Source organism: Litoreibacter arenae DSM 19593 (assembly GCF_000442275.2).
Taxonomy (GTDB): Bacteria; Pseudomonadota; Alphaproteobacteria; order Rhodobacterales; family Rhodobacteraceae; genus Litoreibacter; species Litoreibacter arenae.
On record NZ_KE557314.1, the window covers coordinates 593,143 to 608,334 of the forward strand.

Annotated in this window: 12 protein-coding genes; 6 read left to right on the forward strand and 6 right to left on the reverse strand. The window is 63.0% G+C overall.

Translation table 11 applies throughout. The features are described 5' to 3' along the window. Nucleotides 1-75 precede the first annotated feature (75 nt). On the forward strand, nt 76-1,560 hold the full coding sequence (locus tag THALAR_RS15300; RefSeq protein WP_021102499.1) for an FAD-binding oxidoreductase: 1,485 nt from the start codon (nt 76-78) through the stop codon (nt 1,558-1,560). Between the two features lie 70 nt (nt 1,561-1,630). Here the strand turns inward: THALAR_RS15300 and THALAR_RS15305 are convergent, their stop codons facing one another. Beyond that, nucleotides 1,631-2,251 carry a hypothetical protein gene (locus THALAR_RS15305; RefSeq protein ID WP_021102500.1) on the reverse strand — a complete coding sequence of 207 codons (621 nt, stop codon included), beginning with the start codon at nt 2,249-2,251 and terminating at the stop codon, nt 1,631-1,633. Nucleotides 2,252-2,419: 168 nt separating this feature from the next. On the opposite strand from THALAR_RS15305, the gene THALAR_RS15310 reads away from it, so the two are divergent. From THALAR_RS15310 to THALAR_RS15325, 4 genes are read left to right on the forward strand one after another with little or no spacing between them, the layout of a single operon-like run. Then, a complete protein-coding gene (locus tag THALAR_RS15310; protein ID WP_021102501.1) occupies nt 2,420-3,154 on the forward strand; it encodes a hypothetical protein in 735 nt (244 codons plus the stop codon). Further along, nucleotides 3,151-4,662, forward strand: coding sequence for a hypothetical protein (locus THALAR_RS15315; RefSeq protein ID WP_021102502.1), 1,512 nt, complete (start codon nt 3,151-3,153; stop codon nt 4,660-4,662). The genes THALAR_RS15310 and THALAR_RS15315 overlap by 4 nt, the downstream gene beginning before the upstream one ends. Next, entirely contained in the window at nt 4,659-5,405 is a 747-nt protein-coding gene (locus THALAR_RS15320) for a hypothetical protein (RefSeq protein WP_021102503.1), read from the forward strand. Before THALAR_RS15315 ends, THALAR_RS15320 begins: the two co-directional genes overlap by 4 nt. Beyond that, entirely contained in the window at nt 5,402-6,238 is an 837-nt protein-coding gene (locus tag THALAR_RS15325) for a DUF4123 domain-containing protein (RefSeq protein WP_021102504.1), read from the forward strand. Before THALAR_RS15320 ends, THALAR_RS15325 begins: the two co-directional genes overlap by 4 nt. Here the strand turns inward: THALAR_RS15325 and typA are convergent. Then, a complete protein-coding gene (gene typA, locus THALAR_RS15330; protein ID WP_021102505.1) occupies nt 6,235-8,052 on the reverse strand; it encodes a translational GTPase TypA in 1,818 nt (605 codons plus the stop codon). The genes THALAR_RS15325 and typA overlap by 4 nt on opposite strands. Nucleotides 8,053-8,387: 335 nt before the next feature. On the opposite strand from typA, the gene THALAR_RS15335 reads away from it, so the two are divergent. Further along, nucleotides 8,388-9,209 (forward strand): RES family NAD+ phosphorylase, encoded by an 822-nt coding sequence (locus THALAR_RS15335; RefSeq protein WP_040819003.1) that lies wholly within the window; start codon nt 8,388-8,390, stop codon nt 9,207-9,209. Between the two features lie 366 nt (nt 9,210-9,575). Here THALAR_RS15335 and THALAR_RS15340 read toward each other — a convergent pair whose 3' ends face one another. The 4 genes from THALAR_RS15340 to dapE form a co-directional block, all read right to left on the reverse strand. Next, nucleotides 9,576-10,910 carry a lytic murein transglycosylase gene (locus THALAR_RS15340; RefSeq protein WP_021102507.1) on the reverse strand — a complete coding sequence of 445 codons (1,335 nt, stop codon included), beginning with the start codon at nt 10,908-10,910 and terminating at the stop codon, nt 9,576-9,578. A gap of 64 nt (nt 10,911-10,974) precedes the next feature. Beyond that, nucleotides 10,975-13,218: a ribonuclease R gene (gene rnr, locus THALAR_RS15345; protein WP_021102508.1), complete on the reverse strand. Its 2,244-nt coding sequence runs from the start codon at nt 13,216-13,218 to the stop codon at nt 10,975-10,977. Between the two features lie 31 nt (nt 13,219-13,249). After that, nucleotides 13,250-13,849 carry a TIGR04282 family arsenosugar biosynthesis glycosyltransferase gene (locus THALAR_RS15350; RefSeq protein WP_040819006.1) on the reverse strand — a complete coding sequence of 200 codons (600 nt, stop codon included), beginning with the start codon at nt 13,847-13,849 and terminating at the stop codon, nt 13,250-13,252. Beyond that, the gene (gene dapE, locus THALAR_RS15355) at nt 13,842-14,990 is read right to left on the reverse strand and encodes a succinyl-diaminopimelate desuccinylase (protein WP_021102510.1); all 1,149 of its coding nucleotides are present in this window, start codon (nt 14,988-14,990) and stop codon (nt 13,842-13,844) included. The genes THALAR_RS15350 and dapE overlap by 8 nt, the downstream gene beginning before the upstream one ends. Nucleotides 14,991-15,192: the final 202 nt, after the last annotated feature.

Consider the following 15,192-nt stretch of genomic DNA (forward strand, 5'->3'; position numbering starts at 1 on the left):
AATCCGGCCTAACCTGTCCCAAATCGCCAAAGCCCGCATAGCCATCAACGACGGGCGCAGGGCAGAGGACACCAGATGAGCAACACAAGACGCGCTTTCCTGCTCGGCACCGGAGCCTTGGCCGGGGCCTACGCAACGCGGCTCTACTACACCACGCCCGATCCGGCGGGCAGGCTTCTGGGCGGTCTCACAACGGACCCCCTGATCCTCAATGACGCGTCAGAACTGTCACCCACCCGCGTCGCCAAGCACCTGACCCTCACCGACCGCATCAACGCCGCACAAATCGACGCCCTCCGCGCCGAACTGGCCGACGCCAAACGCGCAGGCCGCCCGCTCATCGCGTCGGCCGCGCGGCACTCCATGGGCGGCCAGAGCATGGCGCGGGCAGGCACCACGATCACCATGGATCACGACTGGGTCGAGCTGGACACATCCGCGCTCACCTATCGCTGCGGGGCCGGAACCCGCTGGTCCACCATCATCGCCCGGCTCGACGCCGAAGGCTTCTCTCCGGCGGTCATGCAATCCCACAACGATTTCGGTGTGGCGGCGAGCTATTCGGTCAACGCCCATGGCTGGCCCGCGCCCTATTCGGGGATGGGGTCGACCGTCACCAGCCTGCGCATGATGCTGGCCGACGGCTCCCACGTGACCTGCTCCCGCGAGGAAAACGCCGACATATTCTACGCCGCGATGGGCGGCTACGGCCTGCTGGGCGTCATCACCGACATGACGGTAAAGATGGTCGCCAACACCCGTCTGGAACCCACCTTCGAGAAGATGGACGCCGAGCAGTTCGGCCCCCGCTTCGCGCAGGCCGTCAAAGGCGGCAGCGGCGTGCAGATGGCCTACGGTCGCCTGAAGGTCAGCAAGGACCGCTTCTTCGACGAGGCGCTGATGGTCACCTATCGCCCCACGCAAGACCAAAGCGACCTACCCGCCGCACCGGACACCGGCTCCATGTCCAAAACCTCGCGCGCCCTGTTCCGCGCGCAGCTCGGCTCCGACAGCGCCAAGCACCGCCGCTGGTGGTTCGAAGCCGGCCTCGGCCCGTGGATCGGCAGCGGCGAGATCACCCGTAACACGCTGCTGAACGAGCCGGCGGGCACGCTCGACGACCGCGACGACACCCGCACCGACATCCTGCACGAATATTTCATCGCCCCCGACAAGTTCGCAGGCTGGCTCAATGCCTGCCGCGACGTGATCCCCTCAAGCTATCAGGAGCTTCTCGACATCACGCTCCGCTATGTCGCCCAGGACGGCGAAAGCTGGCTCAGCTACGCCCCCGCCGACCGCATCGCCTGCGCATTGCTGTTCTCTCAGGAAAAGTCCCACCGCGCCGAGGAAGACATGAAGCGCATGACACAGGAGCTTATCGACCGCACGCTGGATCTCGGCGGCAGCTACTATCTACCCTACCGGCCCCATGCCCGCCGCGACCAGATGGCCCGCGCCTATCCCGGCCTGCGCCCCTTCGTGGCCAAGAAACGCGCGATGGACCCCTCCAACCTGTTCCGCCACGCGATGTGGGACACCTACATGGCAAGGGCCTGACCCCGCACGACAACGCAAATGAAGCAGGGCACCCCCCTGTCTCCATTTGGTCAAAAATACTCAAACTCCGTCAGCAGCCAAACAGCCCGCAATCGCGGTATCTCAGGACCGCCTCAAAACTCTTCGGCAAGGTGCCCGACGGCTGGATCACTTCGATCGTCGGCACCACCAGTTCCACCGTGGTCCCGTCCTCCGAGATCAACCCGTTGGAGCTTTCCACCTCCAACGCCCGGAACCGCACCACGATCTCGGCGCCTTCCAGCCCGCCGGTTATCATCCCGAACATCGGATTTTCCGCCGTCAGTTCCGTCGGCTTGCCCTCGATATTCTCGAAATCCAGCGGCAGGCTGATCTTCAGCCGCTCGTCATCCAGCCGCTCGAACTTCATCTCGGCAAAGAACGGGTCCTCCGATCTGGCACGGTCAGCCTCCGCAATCGCCTCGTCAATCGTGGTGGTGTCCGTGGTCCGGCAGGACACGCTGTCCGGCCCCTCGACCTTCTCGGCCTCTGGCGGACAAATGCCGGTGCCCTGATCGCCCATCATCTGCATCATGTCAAACAGCTGCCGCCCCAGAACCATGGTCGTGTCGGCGGTGATCACCTCGTCCTCGCCAATCGTGACCTCCGACTCCACGTCAAGGCAGGCTGCCAGCGGCAGCATCAAAACAAGGGCAAATTTACGCAACGACATGGCTCGGCCTCCTCAAGTGTCCGCCGGACAATGCCCGTCTTCTCGACGCGTGAAAAGCGGCAGCGGCATGATCGTGGCAAAAAAGCTTCCTGCGGCGCCGACCAGACCTTAAACTTTTACTGATTAAAGACGTTCGTTCATTTTCAGCCCAATTACGGGACGCCATAAATGCTTGTTTCCAAAGTACTATCTGAAAGCGGCAAGGACGCCCTGCGTCAAGAGCGAGTCGCGGATTACGAAGATCGCGCCCTTGGCTACCTGAAAGAAACCTTCCCCGAACATCACGCCCGTCACGGCGCGGACATAGAACTGGCACTTATCCGCTCCGCCTACGGGACGGCCAAGCGCCGTGGCATCAAGCGCATCCGCGACCACCTTCAATACCTTGCCATCACAGTCTATCTCGGCGCGGGGTTCGAGCGGAACCCGCTGCACCGCCACGCCATAAGGCGCGCAGGCTGGCTGTCCGCAGACGGCACCGCCTTGCGCATATCCAGCTTTGACATGCTGTTCGCATGGGCAGGCCGCTGGCAGGAACTCACCGCGCTGGACACCGAACCTTGGCCCGCAGCGATCCTGCATGAGGAAGTCCTGCGCCTTGGCGCATGGCCGGATGAGCCTGCCATTCTGGACAGCCTCCGTGCCATCTGGCCCAACCGGGCCATGGCCGCCAACCCGCCCGATCTGCTCGACTTCCTGCGCGAGTCGCAGGCCTTCGCCACCTCCCTGGCCTTGCCGCAGAACGAAACCGTGTTTCTAACCACCGCCGCCCTGCACCTCGGCAGCCGCTTCCCGCAGGACCCCCGCTACCAGCCCCTTGCCGCGAAGATGCACCCGAACAGCGACGCGCCACGACCGACGCCCGAAAGCCTGATGGCCGATCTGGAAGGGCTGTCCGCATGACCGATCCCGTAGCCGCACAAACAGCCGCGCAGGCCGCAGGCGAAGGCGAGGTCGAGTCCGCGGCCCTGACCTGTCCCGCCCCCTGCGTCGTCACCGTCCTGACCCGCACGGGCGACATCCCCGTGGAGGGCGTCTATGTCGAAGGCGACGGCGTGCGCGTCGGCGTGACCAACAGCAACGGCATCGCCATGGGCTCCGTGTCGACCTGCGACGGCGCGGTAACCCTGAAGGCGATCTATGAGAACGCCGACGCACGGGTAAAGACCGAGGAAGCCACGCTGGAGGTCACCGGCCTCTCCCTGCCCCTGACCTCCGCCACCGCCGGACAGGCCCGCAACTTCATCGCCAAGGTGCAGGACGTGTTCGGCTCCGGCGACGGCGGCTTTCCCGGCGACAAGGATTTCGAGGACACCTACACCGCCGACGCCACTCAAGTCACGGTCGTGGCAGGCACGCTGCATGTGACGATCAAGCTGGCGACGATCTCGCTGGAAGTCCCCTACCGCAACCAGAACGACTCCGCCGAGACGATCGGCAACGTGGCCCAGCGCGGGGCCATCCTGTGCATGCCCACATCCGGCGAAATGCAGGGCCGCTACTGGGGCATCCAGAAGGTCACCGCCGCGACCGCCACCACGCCGGAAACCCGCGCCGATATCACGCGCTACGACATCATGATGGAGGCCTACAATCGCAACACCACAGGCTACCAGCTTGGCGTCTTCCCCCGTCACTGGCAGAACTGGGACAACCTGCGCGGCGCCATGACGACGCTGGTGGACGCGTCGCACCCGAACACCTACTCCGTTGGCAACGGCCCTGCGGGTGGCTCGGTCGAGACCATTCCCAGCGCCTATGCCGACAGCCTGACGGAGCTGCTGGGCGAGGGCGTGCCGACCGTGACCTCCACCTATGCGACCGACGGGCATGTGATGATCGTCATCGGCGCGGTGGTGAAACATGACGACGAATCCGAGTGGCTGATCCTGAACGACCCGAACGGCACGCTGGCCAGCACCGACTCGATCTATGGCGATCTGGACATCCAGAACCCCGTTGGCGCGCGGGGCACCTCGACGGCGGCGGTGATGAACAGCGCCCCCGACGTGCGCGCGGTGCAAGAGGTACTGACCCGCACCGGCCACTACACCGGCCCGACCAACGGGGTCATAAACGAGGCCGACCCGAACGACCCGACGATCGCCGCCATCCGCGCCTTTCAGGGGAGAGGCGGCGACGGGCGCGTGGACCCCGGCGGCGGGGCCGAGCGGCGCATGAACGCCCAGATCGACCGGGGCACCAGCCCCAAATACTCAGCCGTCGAAAACGAACGCAACGGGCCGGCGGGTGACCGCGGTCGGCATGTCTACTACAATGGTGGCACCGAAGGCGCGCGCGCAGGTAACTTCCGGCTCAAAGGTCAGGCTTGGAGCAGCGTCATAGAACCCGACACCGCCCTGACCACCGCCGAGATCGCAGATCGCCTGAACACAGGAACACGTCGATGAAAAAATCCCTGATCCTTTGCGCCGCGCTGGCTGGCCCCGCCATGGCAGACACCCCGCGCTGGCCCGCCTGCGACGGGGCCTGCACCGTGACACAAGGCGCGGACGGCGCGACGGTCACGTTCCAAGGCGGGTCGGAGACGCCGCTGCCCGATCTGCTCTTCCTCCACGGCCAGCAGCCAACCGCCTGCCTGACAGACGCGCTGGCCTTCACCAATGCCGACGGCACCATGGTGCAGATGTACGCGCTGGACGCCGAAAGCGGCACCATCACCCCTGCCAAAAAGCTGGATATGGGCGACGTCACGGTCTTCCCCGACTCCGCCTACCTGTCCTGCGACGGGCAACGGCTGGTCGCGCAGGACGTCTACGGCAACGGCGGCGAGGTGGTTCTGGCGATCCATGACGGCACCTATATCGCGCCCTCCGCCGACGACACCAACTGGCTGATGGTCGCCCGAGGCGGCCGCTACGGGGTGGAGGCGGTGTTCTCCGACACCTTCAACGGCTACCGCGTGGTGGACTTTGAAACCGGCGCCGACCCGCAATTCGAGGCACTGCACGAGATCGACCAGCCGGTCTTCGGCGAGAACGGCGAATTCGCCCTGATCCGCCACTCCGCCGACACCGTGACGACCGACATCTACCGCCTCAGCGACGGCACTTTGCTGCTCTCCCTCGACAAGGCGCTTGAGGGCGGTCGGCCCTTCACCATCAACGCCCAAGGCCAACTGGCGCAGGAATGACACGTCAGCCGGTCTTCGTGTTCGATCTGGATTGCGACCAAGGCGGGGTCGCCTATCACCGCATGGCCGTCGCCACAGGCCCAAGCGAACACGCGGCCCGCAGCGCGGTGGAACACCTATGCCAAAGCAAAGGCCAGACGGTCACCGATGCCACCGCCACACCGCTCGCCCGATCCCGCCTCTCCGCCGCCCGCGACATGGCGGCGACGCTGGACGGCGACGCCGCACTCGGTCCGGCCTATCTGGCAAAAGTTGACGCCTGCGATTGCACCGGCGGCTTCACGTCGCGGGGGGTCGACATGACCCCGCTCGACGGCTCGACCGAGGATTTCACCCCGCCGGAACTGGCCCCCATGCTGTTCAATGACGACGGCACCTACGCGCTACTCGACGGGGCGCTCATCATGGGCCTGCTTGAGCGGCTGGAAGCCTCCGGCCTGCCCTTCGCCTGCCTCTATGGCGGCGACGCCGCCACGCAATTCGCCGACACCGCGCCCTATATCGTGCAACTCGCGCCCAAAGCTCCGCTCACGCGGGCGCTGTTCTCGGCGTTCAAAAAAGACGGCATCCAGCGCGGCCTCTGGGCGGATGAGGCAGGTATCATCGTGCAAAGCCCCGCCAGCCTGCGCGCCTTGCGCCGCCACTTCCGGCGCTTCACCTATCTGCAAGACGACACCGGCAAGCGGGTATTCTTCCGCTTCTACGCGCCGGTCACCTTGCGAACGCTGATCGCCAACATGGCCCCCGAGGACCTTGCCGATTTCGGCAAGGGCGTCACGCGGTTCACGTGCCCCGGCAAACCTGCCGGAGCATTTGTCTTGGAACGCGCCTAAGCCGCCCGCGACGCGCGTTTGCGCTCGTGCGGGTCAAGGTGGCGCTTGCGCAGACGGATGGCGTTGGGGGTGACCTCCACCAGTTCGTCATTGTCGATATAGGCAATCGCCTCTTCCAGCGACATCCGCACAGGCGTGGTCAACCGCACCGCTTCGTCGGTGCCGGAGGCCCGCACGTTGGTCAGCTTCTTGCCCTTCAGCGGGTTCACTTCCAGATCATTCTCGCGCGAATGCTCGCCGATGATCATGCCCTGATACACAGGCTCCTGCGCGCCGATGAAGAACTTGCCACGGTCCTCAAGGTTGAAGATCGCATAGGCCACGGACACGCCGTTCTCCATCGAGATCAGCACCCCCGCACGACGCCCCGGAATCTCGCCCTTATGCGGCGCCCATTCGTGGAACACGCGGTTCAGCACGCCGGTGCCGCGGGTGTCGGTCAGGAACTCGCCGTGGTAGCCGATCAGCCCCCGCGACGGCACATGCGCGATGATGCGGGTCTTGCCCGCGCCCGCCGGTTTCATCTCCGTCATCTCGCCCTTGCGCACGCCGGTCAGCTTCTCGATCACCACGCCGGAATACTCGTCATCCACGTCGATGGTGACTTCCTCGATCGGCTCGTGCCGCACGCCGTCAATCTCCTGAAACAGCACCTGCGGGCGCGAAACCGACAGCTCGAACCCTTCACGGCGCATGTTCTCGATCAACACGCCCATCTGCAATTCGCCACGGCCCGCAACCTCGAACGCGTCGCCGCCCGGTGTGTCGGTGACCTTGATCGCCACGTTCGACTCCGCCTCTTTCATCAGGCGGTCGCGGATTACGCGGGACTGCACTTTTTTGCCGTCCTTGCCCGCCAGGGGCGAGTCGTTGATCCCGAAGGTCACGGTAATCGTCGGCGGGTCGATCGGCTGCGCCGGGATCGCGTCCTCGACCTCCAGCGCGCAAATCGTGTCCGCCACCGTCGCCTTGGTCATGCCCGCCAGCGAGACGATGTCGCCCGCTTCCGCAACCTCGATCGGCTCCTGCGTCAGGCCCCGCGCCGCCAGAATCTTCGTCGCGCGGAACTGCTCGATCTTGGTGCCGTCACGCGACAGCGCCTTGACCGTCTCGCCCACTTTCAACGTGCCCGCTTCAACACGCCCCGTCAGCAGGCGGCCAATGAACGGGTCCGCGCCCAGCGTGGTTGCCAGCATGCGAAACGGCTCGCCCCGCGCTTCAACCTGGCGGGGTGCAGGCACATGCTCCACGATCAGGTCCAGCAGCGCCGACAGATCCTTGCGTGGCCCGTCCAGCTCCATATCCGCCCAGCCCGACCGGCCAGAGGCATACATCGCAGGGAAATCCAGCTGGTCGTCATCCGCGCCAAGGTTGGCAAACAGGTCGAACACTTCGTCCAGCGCACGGTCCGGTTCCGCGTCGCCCTTGTCCACCTTGTTGAGCACCACGATCGGGCGCAACCCCAGCGCCAGCGCCTTGGAGGTCACGAACTTGGTCTGCGGCATCGGCCCTTCGGCCGCGTCCACCAGCAGCACAACGCCGTCCACCATCGACAGGATGCGCTCCACCTCGCCGCCGAAATCGGCGTGGCCGGGGGTGTCCACGATGTTCATGCGAATGCCCTTCCACTCGACCGAGGTCGCCTTGGCAAGAATCGTAATCCCCCGCTCGCGCTCCAGATCATTGCTGTCCATGGCCCGTTCGGCCACAGCTTGGTTTTCACGGAACGAGCCGGATTGCTTGAGCATTTCATCCACCAGCGTCGTCTTGCCGTGGTCAACGTGAGCGATAATCGCAATATTGCGAAGGTCCATCAGGGTAGCCTTGTAAGGAGTGTTTGCGCGCGACCTAACGCACTAAGGGCACAAAGGCTAGTAAAAAGGCGGATGGCCGGCTGGTGGGGCAGAGTGAAGGTGCGCGATTGGTGTTTTAAGTGGAGCGGTGAGCAGGCGCTGACGACCTAAAGCTGCAGTTCGTGTAATGTCGCAACACGGCCCGCCGAACTGGTCATGCGTTGTCTCTGCATTATGAAACATGGGGAACTCGCAGTCTGCGGAACGGCGCGATCATTAAGGCAAACATTAAGAAATTTCTTGCGGCCAATTCTACCAAATGGATAGCCTCGCGGCGAAACCCTGCGGAGCACCCAATGTTTACCTCCAACATACACGTTGAAGAAATCAAAAGACGAATAGAGCAATTTCGCCGTGACGCCGAAAAAGGAATTCAAGACGCTGATATTATTATGAGATTATCTTCTATTTTCGGCAGCGACTTCTCCTTCCTTGCGCAGAATAGGCATTATGAAAAAGGAACGCAGTTCTTTCGTGCGAGAGCGATTGATAATTCGGATACTAACATTCCGCTAAGGACTATTAGTTGCGAGGCTGACGCTTGGGAACCACCCGCTGAGTTTATAAGAACTCAAGGCAGACTTAATTTAGTGGGACAGGGTATTCTGTATTGCTGTCCCGGCGACCCCGATTTGGCGATTGATGAAGCAAGAGCAAGAGGCAATAATCATGTTGCGGTTATGGTCTATCGGTCTGTTAGGAAGATCAATGTTGCTGTGCTTGGGGATTACCAAAAATCAGCCCTACCCAAAGATGATATGACGCAGATGTTTTACTCTTTCCTTGAAGAGGAATTTGCGCGCGACGTTCCGCCTGGACATGAAGACAGGTATTCGATCACCCGTGCAATAGCAGATACCTTCTTCAATCTGCCATACCAAGACGCTTGGTGTTACCGTTCTGTTCAGTCTCCTCAGAAGTATAACGTGGCTTTCCTTCCTGGACGATCACGTCAAAACCTTGAGCTTGTAGGGGTAATGATCTGTGACCTAAGACATCACCTGCCTAGCCAGTTAAAAGTGAAGATGGTCGTTGATTTCGACAAGAACACCGGTGAAGCGCGATATCACCGTATCGGCTCAAGTGCGCAAAAGGGTTTATTTCCTGAGATTAGTTGAGTCGATCAATTGATGTACTGTGTTGGGCATGAAGCGCCGCTATGAGCTATCAAAAGCCCAAGCATTATCCAGCTCCAGCCGAACATTACCCCGCCCCAAACACCCCACACATAGTTCGGCCCAGCCCGAACTATGCACACCCCCGCTCGGGCATCCCGCACCCCGAAGCCGCTCACACTTACTTAACCATCCTTACCGACCGCCCCGTTAACCCCGCCCGAGCCGCACAAGTTGCCCGACGCAAAGCCGACAGGATGCAGACGGTTCGCAGACCTCCGAAATCCCAGCATTTACTGGCGTTAACCTTCCGATTCGCGGACAAGGCGTTGCGGGCGGCTTTTCGGCGTCCGCGGCGTTAACCTCCGCTTACCGCAACCGCTGCAAGATATCCAAACTCGCATACCCGTCCGGCACCATCCCGATGGACCGCTGGAACCCCCGCACCGCCTCAATGGTCAGCGGCCCGATCTTGCCGTCTATCTTCTTGGTATCAAAGCCTTTTGCCGTCAGCAGCCGCTGCATTTCCTTGCGCTCGTCGAACTTCAAGGCACGGTCCCCGCGCGGCCACCCCGACTGTATCGCAGGCCCGCCCTTGATCCGGTCCGCCAGATGCCCGACCCCGATCACATAGGCGTCGGCGGTATTGTAGCGCTCGATCACCTCGAAATTCCTGAAGATCATAAACGCCGCCCCCTTGGCCCCCGCAGGCAACAAGATCGACGCCTCCCCATGGTTCGGCACGTCCTGACCGCCCATGTTCTTGATCCCCATAGCGCCCCATTCTGCAGGCGATTTCAGCACCTTACGGTTCGCCAACGCGTAGTCGAACCCTTGCGGCAAAGTCACTTCCACGCCCCAAGGCTGGCCTTTGGTCCAGCCGAATTTCGCCAGATAATTCGCCGTCGATGCCAGCGCATCCGTAGGGTCATCCCCCCAGATATCCCGCTTGCCGTCACCGGTAAAATCAACGGCATAATCCAGATAAGAGGTCGGAATAAACTGCGTATGCCCCATCGCTCCGGCCCACGATCCCGTCATGCTGCGCGGCGCTACATCGCCCGATTGCAGGATCTTCAATCCCGCCAAAAGCTGCTGCTCGAAAAACGCCCCGCGCCTTGTATCAAAGGCCAAAGTGGCCAGCGAGCCGACCAGATCCTTCGACCCGCGGAACGTGCCATAGGCGCTCTCCAGACCCCAAATCGCGGCGACGACCTCCTTGTCGACCCCATACCGCGCCTCGATCCGCTCCAGCGTGCTCCGGTGCTTCGCCACCGCCGCCTTGCCGTTGGCAATCCTCACGTCGCTGGCGGCACTGTCGAGGTAGTCCCATAGGGTCTTGGTAAACTCCGACTGGTTGCGGTCCCGCTTGATGACATCAGCATCATAGCGCACACCTTGGAAGGCCTGATCGAAGGTCGCAACCGAGATGCCCTGAGCCAAGGCACGCGGCCGTAACGCCTTTATCCACAACTGAAATCTGGCGTTGGACGCCGCCAGCTCTACCGGTGCGGGCTCCGCCGGTGCGGCCTCGCGGATGACAGGCCGCAAGGACCGCTCTACCGCCAAACGCGACCTGGTCGGCGGTATCACCAGCGCCGCCTGCACCACCTGCGATCCCACGGATGGACGGGGCGTAGGCCCTTCCGCCACAGCGCCTTGCGCCATGCACAATACCGCCGCTACCGCGCTTGCAATTCTCATATTGGACACCTGCTCGTGTTCTCGATTTGGAAACAGTCTACCCAGAATCGCTGCCCGTGAAAAGCTAGCCGCGCTTGCGCTTCAGCTTCTTCTTCAGCTTGGCGCTTTTCGCTTTATATTTCCCGGCTTTGCGCCCCTGCGTCGGCCCGCGTCGCCCCTGTCCGCCCGTTTGTGGCAAGGGCTTTCCGTCCAGTTCCAGCAGTTCCAGCACCAATCCGCCGGTGATCGGCGTGGCCTCCGCCAGTCGCACCAGAACCCGCGCACCTAGCCCGATGACGACGCCCGATTTCTCACCCCGCAAGGTTTGCGCATCGCGGTCATAAGCGAAATATTCCCGTCCCAGCGTGCCAATCGGAATGAGCCCGTCCGCCCCCGATCCATCCAGCCGCACGAACAGCCCGAACTTGGCGATCCCGCTGACGCGGCCCTCCATCTCGGTGCCCACACGATCCGCCAGGAAGGCCGCAAGATAGCGGTCGGTCGTATCGCGTTCCGCCACCATGGAGCGCCGCTCGGTCATCGAAATATGCTCGCCCGTTTGCTTCAGGTCGTCATCGACCAACCCGTCATCACCCCAGTTATGCGCCGAGATCAGCGCACGGTGGACAATCAAATCCGCATAGCGCCGGATGGGTGAGGTGAAGTGCGCATAGTCCTTCAAGGCAAGGCCAAAATGCCCGAAATTCTGCGGCCCGTAATAGGCTTGCGTCATGGATCGCAAGGCGGAAATGTTGATCAACTCCGCCTGATCCGTGCCCTCGGCCTGTGCCAGAAGCTGGTTCAGATGCCGCGTTTGCAGCACCTGCCCCTTGGCCAGCGTCAGCCCGCTGGCCTGAACGATTTCGCGCAACGCATCCAGCTTTTCGGGGCTGGGTTCTTCATGCACACGGTAGAGCAGCGGTGTGTTGCGGGCCTTCAACTCCTCGGCGGCGCAGACATTGGCCAGCACCATGAATTCCTCGATCAGCTTGTGCGCGTCCAGCCGCTCCCGAAAGGCGACCGAGATCACCTTCCCAGCCTCGTCCATCGCAATCTTGCGTTCCGGCAGGTCCAGTTCCAACGGTTGTCGCCTGTGCCGCGCCAGTCTCAGCACGTCATAGGCGGCAAAGAGCGGCGCGATCACGCTCTCCATCAACGGCGCGACCTTGTCGTTCGGATCGCCGTCCTGCCCCGCCTGCACCTCTTCGTAGTTCAGCGCGGCAGGCGATTTCATCAGCCCGCGCGTAAACCTGTGCGACAGCTTGTTGCCATTCGCATCCAGCACCATCCGCACCGCGACGCAGGCCCGCTCCACCCCTTCATGCAGCGAGCACAGATCACCCGACAGCGCCTCCGGCAGCATCGGCACAACGCGATCGGGGAAATAGGTGGAGTTGCCCCGCTTGCGCGCCTCCCGGTCCAGCTTGGAGCCGGGCCTGACGTAATGCGCCACATCAGCAATCGCCACCCAGACCACATGCCCGCCCTTGTTCTTCGGGTCGTCATCGGCATGGGCATAACAGGCGTCGTCATGGTCCCGCGCGTCCGATGGGTCGATGGTAATCAACGGCAACTCGCGCAAATCCTCGCGTTTGCCCAGCTTGACGGGCTTGGCGTTCTCGGCCTCCGCAATCACGTCGTCAGGGAATTCATCCGGTATCCCGTGCTGGTGAATGGCGATCAGCGACACCGCACGCGGCCCCGCAGGGTCGCCCAACCGCGCCACGATCCGCGCCTGAGGCAGACCCATCCGCGACTTCGGCCCCGTCTGCTCCGCCTCGACCAATTCACCGTCCAGCGCGCCGGACACGGCCCCCGGCGGTACCCGCCATTCCTTGTCGTCGCCCTTGTCGATCGGCGTTACCCGCCCGCCTTCCGCGCCTTTGCGGTAGATGCCCAGAATCTTCGCCGGGCCCGTGCCAATGCGCCGGATCAACCTCGCCTCATAGGCGTGATCCTCGCCTGACACTTTGGTAAGGCGGCACAGCACACGGTCGCCTTCGGCCAGCGCAGGGTCGCCATCCTTGGCGATGAACAACACACGCGGTGGCGTGTCGCCTGGCTCCACGGGCTCCAGAAACAGGTCGCCATCCGCATCCACACCGGTAACGCGGCACACGGACACAGGCGGCAACGCCCCGTCCTCGCGGTAGGTCTTGCGCCGCTTATCCAGATGCCCTTCGTCCTGCAATTCCTTGAGCATCCGCTTCAGATCAATCCGCGCGGCGCCCTTGATGCCAAAGGCGCGTGCGATGTCGCGCTTGTTGGTCTTGGTCGGGTTGTCCTCGATAAAGGACAGAATATCGGCTTTGGTGGGAAGATTTTTCATGGACCCCGCCTAACATGCCCCATGCGGGACGTCATTGCTTCATCTTGGCATAAATATTCACAACGCCAAGGTCCGCCACAGTATCGACGTCCCTCAGGGTATCAACATAAGCCACCCGCGCCCCGCGCAACGAGGCAACGCTGTCGGCCAGCGCATGTTCCGTCGACCAGCGCACCCCGTCGAACAGCCCCGCATGACGCCGCATCCGTTTGAGGCCGACGAGCCAGTAGCCGCCATCCGGCGCGGGGCCGAACACGGCCTCCGCCCCGCCCAATGCCGCGAACGCGCGGGCCACATGCGCCCGCGTCACGCCCGGGATATCCGCGCCGATCACGCAGACCGGCCCCGCTGGCATGGCGTCCATGGCGGCGCCCATCCGGTCACCCAAATCCCCACGCCCCTGCGCCAATCGCGGCAAATCCGCAGGCCAGACCCGAGACGACAGCCCTTCCACATCAGGCGACACCGCCAGCACCAAGTCCCATCGCGGATCGCGCAACCGGCGCAACAGCGCGCCCGTCTGATGGCGAAACCACCATGCGGCCCCTACCATACCCAGATCCCGTCCCAGCCGCGTCTTCACGCGGCCCGGATGCGGCTCCTTGACCATGACGACGAGGGTTCTACGCAAAGTAGTCCTGCAAAATGCGGGTGTAGATACCTTTGAGCTGGCGCACCTGTTCCACGCTCACCCGCTCATCCACCTGATGCATCGTCTTGCCGACCAAGCCGAACTCCACCACGGGGCAGTGATCCTTGACGAACCGCGCGTCCGACGTCCCGCCGGACGTGGACATCTCCGGCACCACGCCCGTTTCCGCCTCCACGCTTTTCGCCACCATCGCGGACAACTCGCCGGGCGGGGTCAGGAAGCTTTCGCCCGAGACTTGGGTTTTCATCTCGACCACAGCGCCGCTCTCGGCGGCGATCTTATCCGCCTCCGCCCGCAGCCATGCGATCAAACTGTCCGAGCTATGGTCATCATTGAACCGGATATTCACCGTCGCGCGGCACTCTGCCGGAATGACGTTGTTAGCCGTGTTGCCCGTGTCGATCGTTGTCACCGCCAAGGTGGACGCGTCGAAATGATCCGTCCCCTCGTCCAGCACATGAGACGCCAGACGGTCCGCCAGCCGCGCCATCACCGGCACGGGGTTCAGCGCACGGTGCGGGTAGGCGGAATGACCTTGTACGCCCTTCACCGTGAAATAGGCGGTCATGGAGCCGCGACGGCCGATTTTCATCATCTCGCCCATCTTGTCGGGGCAGGTCGGCTCGCCAACCAGACAGACGCTCATCGCCTCCCCGTTGGCGTCCATCCAGTCCAGCAGCGCCACCGTGCCGTCCACCGCGTCGCCTTCCTCATCGCCGGTGATCGCCAAAATCACTGCGCCGTCAGGCGGGGTGTCGCGCACGAAATCCACGGCGGCAGCGGCGAACGCGGCCACGCCGGACTTCATGTCCGTCGAGCCGCGCCCGTAGAGATAGCCGTCTTTGATCTCCGCCCCGAACGGGTCCACGCTCCACGCAGCCGCGTCGCCCACCGGCACCACATCGGTGTGCCCATTGAAGCCGAAGCTACGCCCGTGGCCCTTGTCGCCCCACCGCGCATAGAGGTTGGACACCCCGCCACGATCCACGCGCGTACAGGTAAATCCGGCCTCCGTCAGCAGGCTCTCAAGCAACACCAAAGCCCCCCCTTCGGCAGGCGTCACCGAGGCGCAGCGCACGAGCGCTGCCGTTAGGTCAACAGGATCAATGGGTTGGGTCATGTCACTCTCCGCACTTGTCCGACCCCTTCTAGCCCGCCCGCAAGGTGCGGCGCAATCGCAACAGCCGATATCAAAACAAGGCAAAATTCGGGACAATTCGCGGCAAGCGCCAGAATTTTCTTCCCCACCTGTGAGCCGCCAAGTTAACAATCCATTAATAATATTGATCCCGAGGCAGGGTATGCGGTCCGCAAAAGGGCCG